Here is a 19455-nt window from a genome sequence, read left to right on the forward strand (position 1 = left end):
GAGTGGGGTTCAGGGGCCGTGACAGGGCGCCTCGCGTGACCTGGTGGGCGAGCCCGGCCGCGCCGCCCCCGCGCCGCCGGAGCGGTCGCGGCGGCCCTTGGCTCCCGGTCCGCTACCAGGCCGGCGGGCTGGCGATGGCGCGCGCCAGGACGTCGTCCAGGATCCTCGCCGTGCCCGGGACGTCGAGCTGGGAGTTGTCGATGATCGGCAGGCCCGAGCCGTACCAGCCGGCCATGCGGCCGTGGATGCGGGCGACCTCCTCGTCGGAGAGCCGGCGGTTGCCGGTCCGCTCGGCGTTGCGCTCCAGGACGATGTCCAGGCCCGGGAGCAGGACGACCGGCAGCAGCCCGGGACCCACGTGCCGCTTCCAGCCGCCGAGGCCCACCACGGGCCGGTCGGGGAAGACGGCGTCGTCCAGGATGCAGGAGATGTTGTTGGCCAGGAAGTTCCGGGCCGCGAAGCCGCAGGTCCGGCGGGCGAGGCGGTACTGGGCCTCGGAGTGGTCGTTCCACCCCGACTGGGGGTCGGCGAAGCCCGAGCGGACCCATTCGCGCACGTCGTCGAGGCTGATGTGGGCGGTGGGCACCCGGCGGTGGTCCGCCCAGTACTTGGCCACGCTCGTCTTGCCCGCGCCCGCCGGACCGATCAGCAGCACGGCGAGGGTGGTGGCCGCCGGGTCCGGGGCGCCGGCCGTGACCGGCGGGGCCGGCGGCATGGCGACCGGGCCGCCCGGCGGCAGCGGCACGTGACCGGTGGTGTCGGGCGGCGGCGGCGCGGGGGCGTGCCGGGGCGCCGGGGGCTGCGGGTGCCCGGGCGCCACGGGGGCGGAGGTCGGCACCGGTCCGGCTCCGGTGCCCGGGTGGCCGGGGGGCGGCACGGGGCCCGTACCGGCACCGGTGCCCGGGTAGCCGGGTGGCGGAGGGGGCACGGGTGCGGGACCCTGCGGGGCTCCCGCGTGGTGTGCGGCCGACGCCCAGCCGGCGTGCGGCCCCTGCCCCGGCTGGTGGGGCGGCAGCGGAGACCCCACTGCGTGCTGCATCCGTTGCCACTCCGTCTCGTACACACATCTGGCGCTGGCAGGCGGGTGCGGAGCCCGCTCCCTACCGAACGGTACCGCCCCCGGCCGTCGTTTGGTGAAACGACCGGGGGCGGTCCGAAGTGCCCGGCCCGGCAAGGAATCCGGGCGCGGGGAACAGCGGGGTGCCTACTGGCCCACTTCTCCGTAGGCGGCGAGCAGGACGGCGGGGTCCGGGCCCTCCAGCACGGTCGGCCTGGCCAGGCCGTCCAGCACGATGAAGCGGAGCAGGTCGCCGCGGGACTTCTTGTCGACCTTCATCGTCTCCAGCAGCTTGGGCCACTGGTCGTAGCGGTAGTGCAGCGGCAGCCCGACGGCCTGAAGGACGCTGCGGTGCCGGTCCGCCGTCGCGTCGTCCAGCCGGCCCGCGAGACGGCCCAGTTCGGCGGCGAAGTGCATGCCGACCGCGACCGCGGCGCCGTGCCGCCACTTGTAGCGCTCGTTCTTCTCGATGGCGTGGCCGAGCGTGTGACCGTAGTTCAGGATCTCCCGCAGGCCCGACTCCTTCAGGTCCGAGGAGACGACGTCCGCCTTGACCCGGATCGACCGCTCGATCAGCTCGGCCGTGTGCGGGCCCGCCGGCGTGCGGGCCGCCTCCGGGTCGGACTCGATCAGGTCCAGGATGACCGGGTCGGAGATGAAGCCCGCCTTGATGACCTCGGCGAGACCGGAGACGTAGTCGTTGACCGGCAGCGAGTCCAGCGCGGCCAGGTCGCACAGGACACCGGCGGGCGGGTGGAAGGCGCCCACCAGGTTCTTGCCCTCGGCGGTGTTGATGCCGGTCTTGCCGCCGACCGCCGCGTCCACCATGGCCAGCACGGTGGTCGGGATCGCGATCCAGCGCACTCCGCGCAGCCAGGTGGCGGCCACGAACCCGGCGAGGTCCGTGGTGGCGCCCCCGCCGACGCCGACGATGACGTCGGTGCGGGTGAAGCCGGACTGGCCGAGCGCCTTCCAGCAGTAGGCGGCGACCTCGGCGGTCTTGGCCTCCTCGGCGTTGGGCACCTGGATGGCGACGGCCTCGTAGCCCTGGCCGGCCAGGTCGGCGCGCAGCGCGTCACCGGTCTCGGCCAGCGCCTCGGGGTGGACCACCGCGACGCGCTTGGCCCGGGGACCGATCAACGCGGCCAGCTCGCCGAGGAGTTGCCGGCCCACCAGCACCTCGTACGGGTCGGTGCCCGCGGTGCCGGCGACCTGGATCCGGGTGACTGCCTCGCTCATGCTTCCTTCAACTCCAGTGCGTCCAGCGCCTCTTGGGTGACCTCTTCGGGGGTGCGGCCGTCCGTCGGCACGACGGCGGTGGCGACCTCCTCGTACAGGTGGCGCCGGGCCTCCATCAGTTCGCGCCACTGCTTGCGCGGATTGACCGCCAGCAGCGGCCGGGCCACGTTCAGACCGGTGCGGCGGACCGCCTCCTCCACGTCCATCGAGAGGTAGACCACCCGGTGCCCGGCGAGCAGCGCGCGCGTGTCCGCGTCGAGGACGGCGCCGCCGCCGAGCGCGAGGACACCCGCGTGCTCGGCGAGCCCGGCGGCCACCGCGCGCTTCTCGATCGCGCGGAAGGCCGGCTCGCCCTCGTCGAGGAAGATGTCGGCGATGGTGCGGCCCTCGGCGGCGACGATGTCGTCGTCGGTGTCGCGGTAGCCGACGCCGAGGCGCTCGGCCAGCAGCCGGCCGACGGTGGACTTGCCGACGCCCATCGGACCGACCAGCACGACCGCAGGCACGGCGGTCACCGGATGTGGAGGTTGTCGAGGTACGACCGCACGTTGCGGCGGGTCTCCGCGACGGAGTCGCCGCCGAACTTCTCGGCGACCGCGTCCGCGAGGACGAGCGCCACCATGGCCTCGGCGACGATGCCGGCGGCCGGCACCGCGGAGACGTCCGAGCGCTGGTGGTGGGCCTGGGCCTCCTCACCGGTGGTGACGTCCACGGTCCGCAGCGCGCGGGGCACGGTCGCGATCGGCTTCATGGCCGCCCGCACCCGCAGCAGCTCGCCGGTGCTCAGGCCGCCCTCGGTGCCGCCGGCGCGGCCGGAGACGCGCCGGATGCCCTCGGGGGTGTTGACGATCTCGTCGTGCGCCTTGGAACCGGGCACCCTGGCCAGCTCGAAGCCGTCGCCGATCTCGACGCCCTTGATCGCCTGGATGCCCATCAGGGCTCCGGCGAGCCGTGCGTCCAGTTTGCGGTCCCAGTGCACGTGCGAGCCGAGGCCGACCGGCACGCCGTACGCCAGCACCTCGACCACGCCGCCGAGCGTGTCGCCGTCCTTGTGCGCCTGGTCGACCTCGGCGACCATCGCCTTCGAGGTGTCCGCGTCCAGGCAGCGCAGCGGGTCGGCGTCCAGCCGCTCGACGTCGGCCGGGGTCGGGTGGACGCCCTGCGGGGCCTTCACGGAGCACAGCTCCACGACGTGCGAGACGATCTCGATGCCGGCCGTCTCCTTGAGGTAGGAGCGGGCGACGGCGCCGAGGGCCACCCGGGCCGCGGTCTCGCGGGCGGAGGCGCGCTCCAGGATCGGGCGGGCCTCGTCGAAGCCGTACTTCTGCATGCCGGCGAGGTCGGCGTGCCCGGGGCGGGGCCGGGTCAGCGGGGCGTTGCGGGCGAGGCCGTCGAGGATCTCCCGGTCGACCGGGTCGGCCGCCATGACCTGTTCCCACTTGGGCCACTCGGTGTTGCCGACCATGACCGCCACCGGCGAGCCGAGGGTCAGGCCGTGCCGCACACCGCCCAGGAAGGTGACCTCGTCGCGCTCGAACTTCATCCGGGCCCCGCGGCCATAGCCGAGCCGCCGCCGAGCGAGGTGGTCCGCCACCATCTCCGTGGTGATCGGCACGCCGGCGGGAAGCCCCTCCAGCGTCGCGACAAGTGCGGGACCGTGGGACTCCCCCGCGGTCAGCCAACGCAGCCTGCTCAACGGTGCTCCTCAGTGTTCGCGCCCGGTACTGCCCGGCGTACCCGAGTCTCTCGTGTACGGCGACGGCGCCACCGGGTGCGCGACTGCCGGTGCGCCACCTCCGATCCTCCCACGTCCGCGGCCCGGTCCCGGCCGCCGGTCCAGCAGGCGGGACGGAAGACGCGGTTCAGCGGGCCGCGAGCGCCTTCTCGCCGGCCTGCCGCATGGCGTCCAGCGGGGCCGGGGAGTGCCCGGTCATCCGCTCGACCTGGAGGACGGCCTGGTGGACCAGCAGGTCGAGGCCACTGACCACGGCCCCGCCGAACATGGACCAGCGGGCGGCGAGCTCGGTGGGCCAGGGCTCGTAGAGCACGTCGAAGAGGGTGGCGGGGCGCTCGGGCACGGCGGCGGCGAGCGCGTCGGTGGTCCCGGCGGGGGTGGTGGCGATCACCAGGGGGGCGCTCAGGGCCCGGCCGGCGTCCGCCCAGTCGGCCGTGCGCAGGTCCACGTCCAGCCGCTCGCCCCACCGGCGCATCTCGGCGGCGCGGGTCTCGCTGCGGACGTAGGCGACGACCTCGCCGGTGCAGATCCGGGCGAGGGCGGCGAGCGCGGAGGAGGCGGTGGCGCCGGCGCCGAGGATCGCCGCGGACCCGACCTCCTCGATGCCGTGCTCGCGCAGGGCGGCCACCATGCCCGGGATGTCGGTGTTGTCGCCGACGCGGCGGCCGTCCTCCTCGAAGACCACCGTGTTCACGGCGTCGACCGAGGCGGCCGTCTCGCTGATCTCGTCCACCAGCGGGATGACCGCCCGCTTCAGCGGCATGGTCAGCGACAGCCCCGCCCACTGTGGCCCCAGCCCGTCCAGGAAGCCGGGCAGGGCCGCCTCGTCGATCTCGAAGCGGTCGTACGACCACGCGGTGAGGCCGAGCGCGTCGTAGGCCGCCCGGTGCAGCACCGGGGAGAGCGAGTGGGCGATGGGCGAACCGAGCACGGCGGCCCGGCGGGCGTCAGTTGCCCGAGCTGGCATTGAATTTGTCCTTGAGCTGTTTGAATTCTTCGTACGTCTTGGCGAATTCGGTGTTCGTCGTACCGTCGGTCGCCACGAAATAGATCCAGCCGTCGTGCGTCGGATTCAGTGCCGCCTTCAGCGCGTCCTCGCCGGGATTGCCGATCGGACCGGGCGGAAGTCCCTTGTGGGTGTAGGTGTTGTACGGGTTCCGGTTGGTGTTGATCTCCCGTTCGGAGATGTGGATGTTGCTGGTGCCCTTGAGGTAGTTGTACGTCGAGTCGAACTGGAGCAGCTGGTTGGTCTCGGTGTTGGTCGGCTTGAGGCGGTTGTAGACCACCTCCGCCATCTTGCGGAAGTCGTCGTGCGTCTTGCCCTCCGCCTGGACCAGGCTCGCGACCGTGACGAGCTGGAAGGCGTTGTCCAGGCCGAGCGCCTGGGCCTTCCTGGTGAGGCCGAAGGCCGCGTAGCGCTCCTTGGCCTGGCCGATCATCTGCTTGAGGACCGCGTCGGGCTTCATGCCCTTGGCGGCCGGATAGGTGCCCGGGAAGAGGAAGCCCTCCAGCGGGTCCTGGACCCCGGTGGAGTTCTGCGCCCAGCTCGGCATACCGAGGGCCTTGATCTGCCCCTTGGCGGCCTTCCTGGTGGTTCCGCTTGCGACACCGAGCTGTTTGTCGATGGCCTTGTAGACCTCGGCATTGCGCTCGCCCGGTTTCACGAGCACATTGCTCTGGCTGCGCGGGTCGAGCATCAGCAGCACGGCGCTGGCGGCGGACATCTCCTTCTTCATGAGATAGGCGCCCGCCTGGATCTGGTCACCCTTGGGGTTCTGGCCCTGCGCGTGCACGAACGCGTCGGCGCTCTTGACCACACCGGCCGCTTTCAGCCGGCGGCCGATCTCCCAGCCGCCCGCGCCCTTGGGGATCTCGACGGTGACGGACTCGCTGGTGCCCTCGCCCGCGTAGTCGGGGGCGGTGCCGAAACGATTTTGGTAGAACTTGTAGCCGAAATACCCGACGCCGCCGAGGCCGCCGCCGAAGACGAGCACGACCACCATGCAGGCGCAGCCGGTGCGCCGTTTCTTGCTCTTGACGGGCTTCTTGCCGCGCCGCTCGCCGCGGCCGGCGCGGCTGTCGGCCTCGTCCTCGGCGTCGTCGTCGGCGCCGCCCCCGGCGAAGAAGGCGTGCTCCTCCCCGTCGGCGCCCGGCTCGGGTTCCGCTTCCGGTTCCGGCACGGCCGCGGGCCGCCTGCGGCCGGGCGGCTGCGGCGGCGGGTAGGCGTCCTCGGTGCCGTAGAAGTCGGGCTGCTCCCCGCCGTAGGCCGCGGGCTGCTGGCCGTAGGGGTCGCCGGGGTCGGCCGCGTACGGCACATGGCCGTGGCTGCCCGTCGCGTCCCAGCCGCCCTGGTGGTACTGCTGCCGGCCCTGCGCCGCGTACTGCTGATCGTGCTGCGGGTCGTGACCGGCGTACTGCTGGCCGAAATGCTGCTGGTGCTGCGGGTGCTGCTGCTGTCCCTGTTCGTCGTAGTACGGGTACTGCTGCTGGTCGTACCCGGACTGCTGCTGGGCCCAGTCGTCGTACTGCTGCTGCTGCGGCTGCTGCGGGTACTGCTGCGGCTGGCCGCCGTAGGACTGCTGACCCGCGTGGGCCTGCTGTCCTCCCCATCCGCCGTCCCCGTACAACGGGTCCTCCGGATGCCACGGTTCGGAGCCAGGGCCCCGGCCATACTCAGTCATCGATCCCCTACGAGCCGCGAGGCCGACGGTGGTGCGGCCGGTGGACCGGCTGCCGTTCCGCCTCTTGCTGTGCAGCGGCTGTTCGAAAACCGCCGCATCGCGCGGAACGTTACCGTATCGCGATCAGATGACCACTTCGACGCCCTCGCCGGGTGCTTTACCTGACACCCGTTCGGATTCCAGGGCCTGCTGCAGAATGATGACGGCTGCGGCCTGGTCGATGACGGCGCGGCCCTTCTTGGATTTCACCCCCGAGGCACGTAGTCCCTGACTGGCCGTCACGGTCGTCATCCGCTCGTCCACCAGCCGGACCGGCACCGGGGCGATGCCCCGGGCGAGCTCCTGGGCGAAGCCGCGGACCTTCTGCGCGGCCGGGCCCTCGCCCCCCTTGAGGGAGCGGGGGAGTCCGACGACGACCTCGATCGGTTCGTACTCCTCCACCAGCTGACGCAGCCGGCGGTGGGCGGCGGGGATGTCCCGGCCGGGGACCGTCTCCACCGGAGTGGCGAGGATCCCGTCGGGGTCGCACGAGGCGACCCCGATCCGGGCGTCCCCGACGTCGATCGAGAGCCGACGTCCTCTGCGCATGTCCGACCGTTTCCTTACGTTCTCTTACGTCTTCTTACGCAGCCGTCACTTGGCCGTCTCGGTGACGAGACGCTCGACGGCGTCGACGGCCTCGCCGACGGCGGCCGGGTTCTGGCCACCGCCCTGGGCCACGTCCGGCTTGCCGCCACCGCCGCCACCGAGGGCCTTGGCGGCGGTGCGCACCAGGTCACCGGCCTTGAGACCACGCTCTCGGGCGGCCTCGTTGGTGGCGATGACGGTGAGCGGCTTGCCGTTGTTGACGGTGAAGAGGGCGACCACGGCGGCCCGGCCGCCCTGGATGCGCCCCCGCACGTCGAGGACCAGCTTGCGCAGGTCGTCCGGCGTCGTGCCGTCCGGCACCTGGCCGGTGACGACGGCGACACCGCGGACGTCCTTGGCGGACTCGGCGAGACCGGCGGCGGCCTGCAGCACCTTCTCGGCGCGGAACTTCTCGATCTCCTTCTCGGCGTCCTTCAGCTTGCCGAGCATCGAGGAGATCTTCTCCGGCAGCTCCTCCGGGCGGCCCTTGACCAGCTCCTGGAGCTGGGCGACGACCGTGTGCTCGCGGGCGAGGAAGTTGTACGCGTCGACACCGACCAGGGCCTCGATCCGGCGGACACCCGAACCGATCGACGACTCGCCGAGCAGCTTGACCAGGCCGAGCTGGGCGGTGTTGTGCACGTGCGTGCCGCCGCACAGCTCCTTCGAGAAGTCGCCGATGGTGACCACACGGACCCGCTCGCCGTACTTCTCGCCGAACTCGGCGATGGCGCCCTGCTTCTTGGCCTCGTCGATGCCCATGACCTCGGCGTGCACGTCCAGGTCGCGGGCGAGCACCTCGTTGATCTTCTGCTCGACGTCGGTCATCACGGCCGTCGGGACGGCGGACGGCGAACCGAAGTCGAAGCGGAAGCGGCCGGGCTGGTTCTCCGAACCGGCCTGGGCGGCCGTCGGGCCGAGGGCGTCGCGCAGGGCCTGGTGGGTGAGGTGGGTGGCCGAGTGGGCGCGGGCGATGGCCTTGCGGCGGCGGGCGTCGACGGAGGCGTGGGCCTTGGCGCCGACCGTCACCTCGCCGACCTGGACGACGCCCTTGTGGACGTACACACCCGGGACCGGCTTCTGGCAGTCGCGGACCTCGATGACGGCACCCGAGTCCACCCTGATCCGGCCGGTGTCGCCGATCTGGCCACCGCCCTCGGCGTAGAACGGGGTGCGGTCGAGCACGACCTCGACCTCGTCGCCCTCCGTGGCGGCCGGGGAGGAGACGCCGTCGACGAGGATGCCGACGATCGTGGTCTCGCCCTCGGTGTCGGAGTAGCCGATGAAGTCGGTGGCACCGGCGGAGTCGGCGATCTCCCGGTAGGCGCCCATGTCGGCGTGGCCGGTCTTCTTGGCCTGGGCGTCGGCCTTGGCGCGCTCCCGCTGTTCCTTCATCAGGCGGCGGAAGCCGTCCTCGTCCACGGACAGGCCCTGCTCGGAGGCCATCTCGAGGGTGAGGTCGATCGGGAAGCCCCAGGTGTCGTGGAGCAGGAACGCCTTGTCGCCGGAGAGGACACCGGAACCGGCGGCCTTGGTCTCGGCGACGGCGGTGTCCAGCACGTTCGTGCCGGCGTTCAGGGTCTTGAGGAAGCGGGTCTCCTCGGCGAGGGCGACCTTCTCGATGCGCTCGCGGTCGGTGACCAGCTCCGGGTACTGCTGGCCCATCATCGCGATGACGGTGTCGACGAGGTCCTTGACGACCGGGCCGGTGGCGCCGAGCAGCCGCATGTTGCGGATGGCGCGGCGCATGATGCGGCGCAGCACGTAGCCGCGGCCCTCGTTGCCGGGGGTCACACCGTCGCCGATGAGCATCACCGACGTGCGCATGTGGTCGGTGACCACGCGCAGCGAGACGTCCGACTCGTGGGCGTCGCCGTAGGCCACGCCGGTCAGCTCGGTGGCCTTGGCGATGACGGCCATGGAGGTGTCGATCTCGTACATGTTCTGCACGCCCTGCAGAATCATGGCGAGGCGCTCCAGGCCGAGGCCCGTGTCGATGTTCTTGCTCGGCAGCTCGCCGAGGATCTCGAAGTTGTCCTTCCCGATGCCCTCGCCCCGCTCGTACTGCATGAAGACGAGGTTCCAGATCTCCACGTACCGCTCGTCGTTGACGGCCGGGCCGCCCTCGACGCCGAACTCGGGGCCGCGGTCGTAGTTGATCTCGGAGCAGGGTCCGCACGGGCCGGGGACGCCCATGGACCAGTAGTTGTCCTTCATGCCGAGGCGCTGGATGCGCTCCTTCGGCACACCGACGACCTCGTGCCAGATGCGCTCGGCCTCGTCGTCGTCCTTGTAGACGGTGATCCACAGACGCTCGGGGTCGAGGCCGTAACCGCCCTTGTCCTGGGGGCTGGTGAGCAACTCCCAGGCGTACTTGATGGCGCCTTCCTTGAAGTAGTCGCCGAAGGAGAAGTTGCCGCACATCTGGAAGAACGTGCCGTGCCGGGTGGTCTTGCCGACCTCTTCGATGTCGGGCGTGCGCACGCACTTCTGCACGCTGGTGGCGCGCGCGAAGGGCGGCTTGACCTCACCCAGGAAGTAGGGCTTGAAGGGCACCATGCCGGCGGGGACGAGGAGCAGAGTCGGGTCGTCCGCGATGAGCGACGCCGAAGGGACGACGGTGTGCCCGCGCTCCTCGAAGAAGCTCAGCCAGCGGCGGCGAATCTCGGCCGACTCCATCAGTGGTCCTCATTCCGGTTGTGCGAGTACGTCGTGTCGTCGGCGTACGTCGGGTTGCTGCGGTTGTTCTCGATGGCGGTGTACCGCCGGGGTGCGGGGAGTTCGGGGTCGGCGCCGATGCCCAGCGCCTCGCCCAGCTCGGCCTCCCGCCGTGCCATGTTGTCCCGGACGTCGAGCGCGAAGACGACCGCGCGGTCCTTCAGGCGGTGACCGGTCTCCAGTGCCTTGTTGGCCGCGGTGGCGGCGAGGCTCTCCGGGGTCAGCTGCCTGAGCTTGCGGTTGACCTTGGTGGTGGCCCACACACCGGCGGCGACACCCGTGCTGAACCAGAACGTACGGCGGAACATCGCTCGGTCTCAGTCCTTACTTCCGCTTGCGTCGCGCGGCGGGGACCGTGCGGCCCACGATCACCGTACGCCGGGGCGACTTCGGGGGCACGTCCTCCTTGCGGCCGCCCAGGGCCCGGCGTACGCCGTAGCCGAAGGCCGCGACCTTGACCAGCGGGCCGCCGAAGGTGGAGGCCACGGTGGTGGAGAGCGCCGAGGCGTTCGACGTGACCTCCTGGACGTCGGAGGCGATGGCGTCCACCCGGTCGATCTGGGTCTGCGCGGAACGCACGGCCGCGGAGGCGTCGGCGAGCAGGGGGACGGCCTGATCGGTCACGTCCGCCACGAGTTTGGTGGTCGCCTTGAGCGTCTGGGCCAGCCTCACCAGTGCGACGGCGAGGAAGGAGACCAGGATCGCCCAGAAGACGGCCACCAGGATCCCGGCAACCTCTCCACCGGACACTGTGCGCACCCGCTCCCTGAAACGTGCTCTGAACTTCGGAACCATGTAAAAGCAGTGCACCGAGCCTATCGCGCCGGGCGCGGGGCTCCGTACCGGATTACCGGCGGCGGCCGCGAGAGTTGCGGGAAGCGATTGTACGGAATGAACACGGTTCAGTACGCTCCGTGTCCCATGCGAGGTCCTCAGCGCCCCGGTCCCGCCACGCGTGGCGATCTGCCCCCCGAACTCACCGCCTTCGTCGGGCGCTCGGCCGAACTGGCCGGGCTGGCCGAGGCGATGGGGACGGCCCGGCTGGTGACGGTGACGGGCGTCGGCGGCGTGGGCAAGTCCCGCCTCGCGGTCCGGGCGGCGGCCCGGTCGGCGCCCGGGGACGCGGTGTGGTGGGTCGAGCTGTCGCCGGTCCGCGATCCGCAGTCCGTCCACTACGCGCTGGCCGAAGCGCTCGGCCTGACCGACCACACCACCCGCACGCCCGTCGAGGCCCTGTGCCGGCACCTCGCCGGCCGCCGTGCGCTGCTGGTGCTGGACGGCTTCGAGCACCAGGTGGAGGCCGTCGCCCTGCTGGTCTCCCGGCTGCTGCGCGAGCTGCCCGGGCTGCGGGTGCTGGCCGCGGGTCGGCGGCCGCTGGGGCTCGCGGGCGAGCGGCTGTTCCCGCTGGCCCCGCTGAGCGGGGACGAGGCGGTGGAGCTGTTCGTGGACCGGGCGCGGCGGCAGGGGCCGGAGCCGGCGGACGGCCCGGCGGTGCGGGAGCTGTGCGAGCGGCTCGAGGGTCTGCCGCTGGCCGTGGAACTGGCCGCGGGACGGCTGCGGGCGCTGTCCCCCGCGCAGCTGCTGCAACGGCTGGACGACCGGTTCCGGCTGCTGACCGGCGGCGACCGGGACGCCCTCCCCCGCCACCGGGCGCTGCGCACGGCGATCGGCTGGAGCCACGAGCTGTGCACGCCCGCCGAACGGCTGCTGTGGGCACGGCTGTCGGTGTTCGCGCGGACCTTCGACCTGGAGGCGGCCGAGTACGTGTGCAGCGGCGACGGTCTGGCCGCCGAGGACGTGCTGGACGTGCTGTCGGAACTGCTGGCCCAGTCGGTGCTGACCCGCGAGGAGGGCCCGGCCGGCCCGCGCTACCGGATGCTGGACACCGTCCGGGAGTACGGCTGCGACTGGCTGGAGGCGACCGGGGACGCGCCCCGGCTGCGGCGGCGGCACCGGGACTGGTACCTGGGCCTCGCGACCTGGTGCGAGCTGGACTGGTTCTCGCCGCGGCAGCGCGAGGTCGCCGCGCGCGTGGAGGCCGAGCTGCCCAATCTGCGGGTGGCGCTGGAGTTCTGCCTGACCGAGCCGGACGAGGCGCATCTGGGCCAGTACCTTGCGGGCTCGCTGTGGTTCTGCTGGGCCGGCTGCGGGCGGCTGTCGGAGGGGCGGCGCTGGCTGGAGCGGAGCCTGGAGCTGGACTCGGGGTACGAGCGGTCCCGGCTGAAGGCGCTGTGGGTGCTCGGCTACGTGGCGGTCCTGCAGGGCGACACCGTGCCGGCGCTGGCCGCGCTGCGGGAGTGCCGGGAGCAGGCCGAGCAGGTCGCCGACGGGGCGGCGGTGGCGTACGCGGAGCACCGCACCGGGTGTCTGGCACTGGTCACGGACGACATGGCGCGCGCGGAGACGCTGCTGCGCTCGGCGCTGGAGCGCTACCGGGAGATCGGTGAGCTGAACAGCAACGTCCTGATGGGCCAGGTGGAGCTGGCGATGGCGCGGGCGTTCCAGGGTGATCTGCCGGACGCGGTGCGGCTGTGCGAGGACGTGCGCCGGGTGTGCGAGGACCACGGGGAGCGGTGGGCCCGTTCGTACGCCCTGTACGTGCTGGCGTACGCGGCCTGGCGGGACGGGGACCCGGTGGCGGCGCGGGAACTGCTCCAGGACTGCCTGGAGGACGCGCACACGTTCCGCGACCTGCTGGGTTCGGTGCTCTGCATCGAGCTGCTGGCCCTGGTCACGGCGGGTCAGGGCGACCCGGCCGAGGCGGCGGTGCTGCAGGGCGCGGCGGCCCGGCTGTGGCCGTCGGTGGGGCTGCCGCTGTTCGGTTCGGCGTACTACAACGCCCCGCACGAGCTGTGCGAGACGGCCGCCCGGCAGGCCCTCGGCGACGGCCGCTACGAGGAGTGCGTGCGCGAGGGGGCGCGGCTGGACCGGGACGCTGTCGTGGCCAGGGCGCTGGGGCACGGCGGGGTCCGGCCGCTGCCCGCGCTGCCCGCGCCGCGCGGGCCGGTGCCCTCCGAGGGCGAGGCGGGCAGACGCGAACCCGCCGCCTCGCCCACCCGGAAGGGCGGCGAGACGGCGGGCTGAGAGTGCTGCGCCGGGGCTGGGATCAGCGGGCGTAGTACTCGACGACGAGCTGCTCGTCGCAGATCACCGGGATCTCCTTGCGGTTCGGCTCGCGGTCCAGGCGGAACGCCAGGGCCTTGAGGTTCACCTGCAGGTAGCGCGGGGTCTCGCCGTCGGGGGCGAAGCCACCCTCACGGGCGATCTGGAAGAGCGTCTTGTCCTTGGAGCGGTCGCGGACCTGCACGACGTCGTCCGGACGGACACGGAAGGACGGCTTGTCGACCTTCTGGCCGTTGACCTGGATGTGGCCGTGGACGACCATCTGACGGGCCTGGTAGATGGTGCGGGCGATGCCCGAACGCAGGACCAGGGCGTCGAGACGGCGCTCGAGCTCCACGATCAGGGCCTCACCGGTCTTGCCCTGGACCTTGGACGCACGCTCGTAGGCGCGGACCAGCTGGCGCTCGGAGATGTCGTACTGCGCGCGCAGGCGCTGCTTCTCGAGCAGACGGACCTTGTAGTCCGAGTTCTGCTTGCGGCCGCGGCCGTGCTCGCCCGGCGGGTAGGGGCGGGCCTCGAAGTACTTGACGGCCTTCGGGGTCAGCGCGATGCCGAGGGCACGCGACTTCTTGACCTTGGGGCGGGACTGGTTCGCCACTGTCTGTTTCTCTTTCCTGGTTTTCGGCTTGTCAGGGTTGAGGGAGGTCGCATCCGCAGCCGGGGAAACCCGTCCGGTCCGTGTCGGACCTGCCGGGCAGCCGCTCCCCTGATCTGGGCACATACGTGCAGCACGCGAGTGGCCCACCGGCCGGTCCCGGGATTCCGGGTGGTGGTGGGCTGCCCGCGACACCGTTCGACGGTGCGCGACGCTCCTGGAGTCGGTCCGCGAGGGACCGGGTCTCCGGCTGGCTGTCCCGTTCTGACTGCACGGGACTCAGCACTTCGGGGCAGTCTACAGGCTGTTCATGAGCGCCTGCGACCGAGGTGCTTCCTGGTCCACTCGACGGCGTCGGCGTACCGGGCCTCGGTGCCGTGCCGGGTCGGGGTGTAGTACTCGCGGTCCTTCAGGGCGTCCGGGGCGTACTGCTGCGGGGCGATGCCCTCGGGCAGGTCGTGCGGGTAGACGTAGCCCTGCGCGTGGCCGAGTTTGGCGGCGCCCTTGTAGTGCCCGTCGCGCAGGTGGGCCGGCACGGGGCCGGCCAGGCCCTTGCGGACGTCCTCCATCGCCGCGCCGATCGCGGTGGTCGCCGCGTTGGACTTGGGGGCGAGGGCGAGCGCGATGGTGGCGTGGCTGAGGGTCAAGGATGCCTCGGGGAAGCCGATCATGGCGACGGCCTGGGCGGCGGCGACCGCGATGGGCAGCGCGTTCGGGTCGGCGAGGCCGATGTCCTCGCTGGCGGAGATCATCAGCCGGCGGGCGATGAACCGGGGGTCCTCGCCCGCCTCGATCATGCGGGCCAGGTAGTGCAGGGCCGCGTCGACGTCGGAGCCGCGGATGGACTTGATGAGGGCGCTGGCGACGTCGTAGTGCTGGTCGCCGTCGCGGTCGTACGTCACCGCCGCCCGGTCGACGGTGCGCTCCAGCGTCTGCAGGCCGATCTCGCTCTCGCCCTGGTCCAGGGCGGCGCCCGCGGCGGCCTCCAGAGCGGTCAGCGCGCGCCGGGCGTCGCCGCCGGCGATGCGCAGGAGGTGGTCCTCGGTGTCCTCGGGGAGGGTGACCGCGTTCTTCAGGCCGCGCTCGTCCGTCAGCGCCCGCTTGAGCAGGCCCCGGACGTCGTCGTCGGTGAGCGGTTCGAGGGTGAGCAGCAGGGAGCGGGACAGCAGCGGGGAGATCACCGAGAAGTAGGGGTTCTCCGTGGTCGCCGCGATCAGGGTCACCCAGCGGTTCTCGACGGCCGGCAGCAGGGAGTCCTGCTGGGCCTTGCTGAAGCGGTGGATCTCGTCCAGGAAGAGGACGGTCTCCTTGCCGAAGCCGCCGGTGGCCCGGCGGGCGCCGTCGATGACCGCGCGGACCTCCTTGACGCCCGCGGTGATCGCGGACAGCTCCACGAACCGTTTGTCGGTGGCCTTGGAGACGACGTAGGCCAGGGTCGTCTTGCCGGTGCCGGGCGGGCCCCAGAGGATCACCGAGGACGGTCCGGCGGGGCCGCCGCTGCCCTCTCCGACCAGCCGCCGCAGGGGCGAGCCGGGCTTGAGCAGATGCTGCTGGCCCACGACCTCGTCGAGCGTGCGCGGGCGCATGCGCACCGCCAGGGGGCTGGCCGCCGGGTCCTTCTCCTGGCGTTCCTCGGCTGCTGCGGTGAAGAGGTCGGGTTCCACGCTGAAACCCTAAAACACGGCACTGACAATCGGCGCCGGGCGCCCGGCGGCCCCGCCCCGAACCGTCAGCTGGTCCAGAAGTCCCACCAGCGGGTGAGGACCAGCATGCCGATGATCCCGACGTGCAGGACCGGCAGCACCCAGGTGAACTCGCCGAAGAACGACTTCAGCCAGTGCGGGGCGGCCAGGAAGTCGTTGCGGACGTTGAACGAGGTGACGTACCAGAACATGGTGATCGTGGCGACCCAGGCCAGCGAGCACCACAGGCAGAGCGCGTTGATCCGGTACAGGGACTGGAACTGCAGCCAGGTGCAGAAGGCGACGCCGAAGAGCGTGCCGAAGTTGAAGGTCAGCCAGTACCAGCGGGGGAAGCGGGCGCGGGCCAGCAGGCTCATGCCGACGCAGACGACGACGCCGTAGCAGACCAGGCCGAGCATCGGGTTCGGGAAGCCGAACGCCGCGGCCTGCTTGCTCTCCATGACGCTGCCGCAGGAGACGACCGGGTTCAGGCTGCACCCGGGGGTGAAGGACTTGCCCGCGACCTTCGCCTCGAGGATCTTGAACTTGTCGAGCGTGATGACCCAGGCGGCGAGCAGTCCGGCCGCGCCGGTGATCACCAGCAGCAGCGCGAAGGCACGGCTGCCGCCCGCCGTGCGCGGCCCCTCGGCGGCACGCTCGGGACCGGGCTGGGTGGAGACGTCCTTGACTGTCGTCTTGCTCATCACGCCGATTCCGTCACTTGAGAGTCGGACCTTCTTCGGGCACGGGTCATTCTGCCGCACCCGCGCGGGTGGGCACCGTTCGCTTCCCATAAGGATGTACGTACGACGAGTGCCTTCCGTTCGGTTCCGGACACCGGCCGCACGCCGCACGACAAGGGCGCCGGAGCCCCCCTGGAGGGAGCGTCCGGCGCCCACGCGCGCGTGCGGTCGGCTAGCCGAGCCGCGACTCCAGCTCGGCCACGATCTCGTTGACGCCGATCGCCGTCTGCTCGCCGGACTCCATGTCCTTGAGCTGCACGACACCCTCGGCGAGGTCGCGTTCGCCGGCCACCAGGGCGTAGCGGGCCCCGCTGCGGTTCGCGTTCTTCATGGCGCCCTTCAGGCCCTTGCCGCCGTAGGAGAAGTCCGCCGCGATACCGACCTTGCGCAACTCGGTGACCTTGGCGAACAGCACCCTGCGGGCCTCCTCGCCGAGGGGCACCGCGTACACGCTGGTCGAGGAGGGGAGGTCCAGCTCGACGCCCTCGGCCTCCAGGGCGAGGACCGTGCGGTCGACGCCGAGGGCCCAGCCGACGGACGGCAGCGCGGGACCGCCGATCATCTCGGACAGGCCGTCGTAGCGGCCGCCGCCGCCCACGGCGGACTGGGAGCCCAGACCGCCGTGCACGAACTCGAACGTGGTGCGGGTGTAGTAGTCCAGGCCGCGCACCAGCTTCGGGTCGTCCTCGAAGGCCACGCCCGCCGCGCCGATCAGCTCGCGGACCTCCTCGTGGTACGCCTTGCAGGCGTCGCACAGGTAGTCGCGCAGCAGCGGAGCGCCGGTGAGCTGTTTCTGCACCGACTCGCGCTTGTCGTCGAGGACCCGCAGCGGGTTGATGTCGACGCGTCGGCGCGTGTCCTCGTCGAGGTCGAGACCGCGCAGGAAGTCCTGCAGCGCGGCCCGGTACACCGGCCGGCACTCCTTGTCGCCCAGCGAGTTCAGCAGGATGCGGAAGTCGCGCAGGCCCAGAGAGCGGTACGCCTGGTCGGCCAGGATGATCAGCTCGGCGTCGAGCGCCGGGTCCTCGGCACCGATCGCCTCGGCGCCCACCTGGGAGAAGTGCCGGTAACGGCCCGCCTGCGGCGCCTCGTAGCGGTAGTAGGAGCCCGAGTACCAGAGCTTCACCGGCAGGTTGCCCTGGCGGTGCAGGCTGGCCTCCAGCGCGGCGCGCAGCACGGAGGCGGTTCCCTCGGGCCGCAGGGCGAGCTTGTCGCCGCCCTTGGTCTCGAAGGCGTACATCTCCTTGGTGACGATGTCGGTGGACTCGCCGACACCACGCGCGAACAGTTCGACGTTCTCGAAACCGGGGGTCTCGATGTAGCCGTAGCCCGAGTTTCGGAGCGGGGTCGCGATCGCCTCGCGGACCGCGAGGAAGACCGCGGAACGGGGCGGGATCAGGTCGTACGTGCCCTTGGGGGCCTGAAAGGTGCTCACGGAAGCTCTCTCGTCACATTCCTCGTCGGGGAGCCTCGAAGGCTCCCTGGCCGGCGGCCACCTGCCGCAGATAGGGGTTGGTGGCGCGCTCCTGGCCGATGGTCGTCTGGGTGCCGTGGCCGGACAGCACCACGGTGGAGTCGTCGAGCGGCAGGCACACGCGGGCCAGCGACTCGAGCATGTCCTCCATGGAGCCACCCGGCAGATCGGTGCGTCCGACGGAGCCGGCGAACAGCAGATCCCCGGAGAAGAAGATCGGCGGGATGTCCGCCGCCCCGGGCATCCGGAAGGTCACCGACCCCTTGGTATGGCCCGGCGCGTGCGCGACGGAGAACTCCAGTCCGGCCAGCGCGAGGGTGACGCCGTCGGTCAGCTCCTTGACGTCGTCGGGCTCCCCCACGGTCAGCTCGCCCATCAGCGGCATGCCGATCGACCGGCCGAGCGCCTTCTCGGGGTCGCTCAGCATGTACCGGTCCTCGGGGTGGATCCAGGCGGGTACGTCGTGCGCGCCGCACACGGGGACGACCGAGGCGACGTGGTCGATGTGGCCGTGGGTGAGGACGACGGCGACGGGCTTGAGCCGATGCTTCCTGAGTGCTTCCTCGACTCCTTGGGCGGCCTGGTGGCCCGGGTCGATGATCACGCACTCCTCACCGGCGGCGGGGGCGACGAGATAACAGTTCGTCCCCCAGGCCCCGGCGGGGAACCCGGCAATGAGCACGATCGTCCTTCGTTGTGTCGATACGGGAGGTCCCACGGGCGGTCGGCCCGTGGTCCAGAGCCTACCGGCGCTGCCGTTTCCTCAGCGAACCCATATACGGTACGGGGCTACACGCGGCTGTCGGCTCAGAGGACGCACGCGTACCGGTCGACACACGACACGCATGAGGAGAGAACCCGGTGGTCAGCCAGGAGCAGCGGCGGCGTCAGCTCGCCCGGGAGAAGTTCTTGCGGCAGCAGCAGCGGCGCACCAGCGCACGGCGCAAGGCGAACGTGCGGAACTCCGTGATCGCGTCGGTGCTGGGCGTGGTCGTGATCGGCAGTGTCGCGCTGTACACGACGGGCGTGCTGAAGAACGGCGACGACGACAAGAAGACCAACGCCGGCGCCGACGTCACCCCGAGCGCCACGCCGAGCAGCAAGGCGCCGGACCCGTGCGCGAAGCCGGCCGCGGGCTCGATCGGCAAGCTCCAGTGGAAGAAGGAGCCGGCGATGACGATCGACACGTCGGCGAAGTACACGATGAAGCTCGCGACGACGTGCGGTGACATCGGCATCGCGCTGAAGACGTCGGCGGCTCCGCACACCGTCAACTCCTTCGACTTCCTCGCGGCCAAGGGCTTCTTCGACCACACCAAGTGCCACCGTCTGACGACGAACGGCATCTACGTGCTGCAGTGCGGCGACCCGACGGGCCAGGGCAGCGGCGGCCCGGGCTACACGATCCCGGACGAGAACCTGAAGGACGCGAGCCTGAAGGGCAACAAGTACCCGGCGGGCACCGTGGCGATGGCCAACACCGGCCAGAAGCACACCGGCGGCAGCCAGTTCTTCCTGGTCTACAAGGACAGCCCGCTGCCGCCCAGTTACACCCCGTTCGGCACGATCGACGCGTCCGGCCTCAAGGTGCTGGACAAGATCGCGGCCGCGGGCGAGAACACGGGGGCGGGCGACGGCGCCCCGAACGCGACGGTCGTCATCAACAAGGCGACGGTCACCAAGTCCTGACGCCGTCGGCGAGATCACTGCGGCCATCTGCGGAATTTCGGTCGCGCTGGATGCGGACAGGCAACCCGCCGGTCGCCTATGTTGGCCGTGAC

General features: G+C 71.5%; 17 protein-coding genes. 2 read left to right on the forward strand and 15 right to left on the reverse strand.

Annotated elements, in window-relative coordinates; genetic code table 11:
* Window positions 1-112: 112 nt before the first annotated feature.
* The 10 genes from B446_RS07630 to B446_RS07675 form a co-directional block, all read right to left on the reverse strand.
* On the reverse strand, window positions 113-1039 hold the full coding sequence (locus B446_RS07630; protein ID WP_078614886.1) for a Pro-rich N-terminal domain-containing protein: 927 nt from the start codon (window positions 1037-1039) through the stop codon (window positions 113-115).
* A 165-nt stretch (window positions 1040-1204) separates the two neighbouring features.
* Window positions 1205-2296: a 3-dehydroquinate synthase gene (aroB, locus tag B446_RS07635; RefSeq protein WP_020938847.1), complete on the reverse strand. Its 1092-nt coding sequence runs from the start codon at window positions 2294-2296 to the stop codon at window positions 1205-1207.
* Complete coding sequence (locus tag B446_RS07640) at window positions 2293-2811, reverse strand: shikimate kinase (RefSeq protein ID WP_020938848.1); 519 nt, start codon at window positions 2809-2811, stop codon at window positions 2293-2295. The genes aroB and B446_RS07640 overlap by 4 nt, the downstream gene beginning before the upstream one ends.
* Window positions 2808-3992 (reverse strand): chorismate synthase, encoded by a 1185-nt coding sequence (gene aroC, locus B446_RS07645; protein ID WP_020938849.1) that lies wholly within the window; start codon window positions 3990-3992, stop codon window positions 2808-2810. Before aroC ends, B446_RS07640 begins: the two co-directional genes overlap by 4 nt.
* Window positions 3993-4158: 166 nt before the next feature.
* Complete coding sequence (locus tag B446_RS07650; RefSeq protein WP_043474992.1) at window positions 4159-4998, reverse strand: shikimate dehydrogenase; 840 nt, start codon at window positions 4996-4998, stop codon at window positions 4159-4161.
* The gene (gene mltG / locus B446_RS07655) at window positions 4979-6712 is read right to left on the reverse strand and encodes an endolytic transglycosylase MltG (RefSeq protein ID WP_078614657.1); all 1734 of its coding nucleotides are present in this window, start codon (window positions 6710-6712) and stop codon (window positions 4979-4981) included. The genes B446_RS07650 and mltG overlap by 20 nt, the downstream gene beginning before the upstream one ends.
* Window positions 6713-6835: 123 nt before the next feature.
* The gene (gene ruvX, locus B446_RS07660) at window positions 6836-7300 is read right to left on the reverse strand and encodes a Holliday junction resolvase RuvX (RefSeq protein ID WP_020938852.1); all 465 of its coding nucleotides are present in this window, start codon (window positions 7298-7300) and stop codon (window positions 6836-6838) included.
* 45 nt (window positions 7301-7345) lie between these two features.
* Window positions 7346-10018 carry an alanine--tRNA ligase gene (gene alaS, locus B446_RS07665; protein WP_020938853.1) on the reverse strand — a complete coding sequence of 891 codons (2673 nt, stop codon included), beginning with the start codon at window positions 10016-10018 and terminating at the stop codon, window positions 7346-7348.
* A complete protein-coding gene (locus B446_RS07670) occupies window positions 10018-10365 on the reverse strand; it encodes a hypothetical protein (protein WP_020938854.1) in 348 nt (115 codons plus the stop codon). Before B446_RS07670 ends, alaS begins: the two co-directional genes overlap by 1 nt.
* 16 nt (window positions 10366-10381) lie before the next feature.
* A complete protein-coding gene (locus B446_RS07675) occupies window positions 10382-10816 on the reverse strand; it encodes a DUF948 domain-containing protein (RefSeq protein WP_106960549.1) in 435 nt (144 codons plus the stop codon).
* Between the two features lie 162 nt (window positions 10817-10978).
* On the opposite strand from B446_RS07675, the gene B446_RS07680 reads away from it, so the two are divergent.
* Window positions 10979-13141, forward strand: a complete 2163-nt coding sequence (locus B446_RS07680) for an ATP-binding protein (protein WP_020938856.1) — start codon at window positions 10979-10981, stop codon at window positions 13139-13141.
* A gap of 22 nt (window positions 13142-13163) precedes the next feature.
* Here the strand turns inward: B446_RS07680 and rpsD are convergent, their stop codons facing one another.
* The 5 genes from rpsD to B446_RS07705 form a co-directional block, all read right to left on the reverse strand.
* Window positions 13164-13778: a 30S ribosomal protein S4 gene (rpsD, locus tag B446_RS07685; protein WP_020938857.1), complete on the reverse strand. Its 615-nt coding sequence runs from the start codon at window positions 13776-13778 to the stop codon at window positions 13164-13166.
* A 305-nt stretch (window positions 13779-14083) separates the two neighbouring features.
* Window positions 14084-15439 (reverse strand): replication-associated recombination protein A, encoded by a 1356-nt coding sequence (locus B446_RS07690; protein WP_020938858.1) that lies wholly within the window; start codon window positions 15437-15439, stop codon window positions 14084-14086.
* Between the two features lie 65 nt (window positions 15440-15504).
* On the reverse strand, window positions 15505-16161 hold the full coding sequence (locus B446_RS07695; RefSeq protein WP_020938859.1) for a vitamin K epoxide reductase family protein: 657 nt from the start codon (window positions 16159-16161) through the stop codon (window positions 15505-15507).
* 211 nt (window positions 16162-16372) lie between these two features.
* Window positions 16373-17635: a histidine--tRNA ligase gene (gene hisS / locus B446_RS07700; protein WP_020938860.1), complete on the reverse strand. Its 1263-nt coding sequence runs from the start codon at window positions 17633-17635 to the stop codon at window positions 16373-16375.
* Between the two features lie 13 nt (window positions 17636-17648).
* Window positions 17649-18356 carry an MBL fold metallo-hydrolase gene (locus B446_RS07705; RefSeq protein ID WP_020938861.1) on the reverse strand — a complete coding sequence of 236 codons (708 nt, stop codon included), beginning with the start codon at window positions 18354-18356 and terminating at the stop codon, window positions 17649-17651.
* Between the two features lie 179 nt (window positions 18357-18535).
* Between B446_RS07705 and B446_RS07710 the strand changes: the two genes are divergently transcribed.
* On the forward strand, window positions 18536-19363 hold the full coding sequence (locus tag B446_RS07710; protein WP_020938862.1) for a peptidylprolyl isomerase: 828 nt from the start codon (window positions 18536-18538) through the stop codon (window positions 19361-19363).
* Window positions 19364-19455: the final 92 nt, after the last annotated feature.

The sequence above is a fragment of the Streptomyces collinus Tu 365 genome, assembly GCF_000444875.1.
GTDB classification, from domain to species: Bacteria; Actinomycetota; Actinomycetes; order Streptomycetales; family Streptomycetaceae; genus Streptomyces; species Streptomyces collinus_A.